This is a genomic window from Tsuneonella flava (assembly GCF_002870965.1).
Taxonomy (GTDB): domain Bacteria; phylum Pseudomonadota; class Alphaproteobacteria; order Sphingomonadales; family Sphingomonadaceae; genus Tsuneonella; species Tsuneonella flava.
The window spans coordinates 1-1,511 of sequence record NZ_PHSO01000015.1; the positions used below are offsets into that span (position 1 = coordinate 1).

The 1,511-nt window shown below is 60.6% G+C and carries 1 protein-coding gene; it reads left to right on the forward strand.

Annotated features, from left to right (window positions below; genetic code table 11):
- Positions 1-85 precede the first annotated feature (85 nt).
- A protein-coding gene (locus CV013_RS15340; protein ID WP_123640043.1) for an IS3 family transposase occupies positions 86-1,437 on the forward strand; the annotation gives its coding sequence in 2 pieces (ribosomal slippage) (positions 86-421 and positions 424-1,437; 1,350 coding nt in all).
- The last annotated feature ends 74 nt before the right edge of the window (positions 1,438-1,511 follow it).

A 1,511-nucleotide genomic window follows, 5' to 3' on the forward strand; every position in this document is an offset into this window, starting at 1 on the left:
TGTCCCCCGTCAGCGCCTATGGCACAGATTTGAGGTTGTAAGTTAAGGAGGATTTGGGCTTCGTCGTAGTGACGAAGGAACGAAGATGAAGCCCAAATCCTCCAATGCGAAATCGCCTGCCGAGCAGGTGGTCAAGGACATCCGCCGCAAGACCCGCCGGCATTTCTCTGCCGAAGACAAGATCCGCATCGTGCTGGACGGCCTGCGCGGTGATGACTCCATTGCCGAGCTGTGCCGCAAGGAAGGCATCGCCCAGAGCCTGTATTACACCTGGTCCAAGGAGTTCATGGAGGCTGGCAAGCGCAGGCTTGCTGGCGATACCGCCCGCGCTGCGACCACGGACGAGGTGAAGGATCTGCGCCGTGAGGCCCGCGATTTGAAGGAGTGCGTGGCCGACCTCACCTTGGAGAACCGTCTGCTCAAAAAAAGCATGACCGGGCTTGGGGACGACGAGGCATGAGGTATCCTGCATCCGAGAAGCTGGAGATCATCAGGCTCGTCGAGCAGTCGCACCTGCCCGCCAAGCGCACGCTGGACCAGCTGGGCGTGGCGCGTCGAACCTTCTACCGCTGGTATGACCGTTACCTTGAGGGCGGGCTGGAGGCACTGGCTGACCGGCCATCTGCGCCGAGCCGGGTGTGGAACCGGATCGGAGACGATATCCAGCAGCAGATCGTCGAGATGGCACTGGAACAGACCGAGCTGTCCCCTCGCGAACTGGCCGTGCGCTTCACCGATGAGAAGCGCTACTTCGTATCCGAAGCCACGGTCTACCGGCTGCTCAAGGCCCATGATCTGATCACCAGTCCGGCCTATACGGTGATCAAGGCGGCCGAGGCGTTCCACACACAAACCACCCGGCCCAACGAGATGTGGCAGACCGACTTCACCTACTTCAAGATCATCGGGTGGGGCTGGATGTACCTGTCCACCGTGCTCGACGACTTCTCCCGCTACATCATCGCCTGGCGGCTGTGCACCACCATGTGCGCCAGCGATGTCACCGACACGCTGGACATGGCACTCGCAGCCTCAGGCTGCGATCATGCCAATGTGCTGCACCGGCCGCGGCTGCTGTCGGACAACGGCCCGAGTTACATCGCCGGAGAACTGGCTGACTATCTGGACGGCAAGCAGATGGACCACGTGCGCGGAGCGCCCTTCCATCCGCAGACCCAGGGCAAGATCGAACGCTGGCACCAGACCTTGAAGAACCGCGTTCTGCTGGAAAACTATTTCCTGCCCGGTGATCTCGAAGCCCAGATCGAGGCGTTCGTCGAGCACTACAACCACCAGCGCTATCACGAGAGCCTCGACAACGTAACGCCCGCCGATGCCTACTTCGGCAGGGCACCTGCCATCATCAAACGACGAGAAAGGATCAAGCGACAGACACTCGAATATCGGCGCTTGCAACACCGCAAGCTCGCCGCCTAAATATCAACCCCAGACGAGGCCCGCACTCCGTAACTCTACGCCGCAAGTTGTGCCAAATGTTCTGACGACGGACA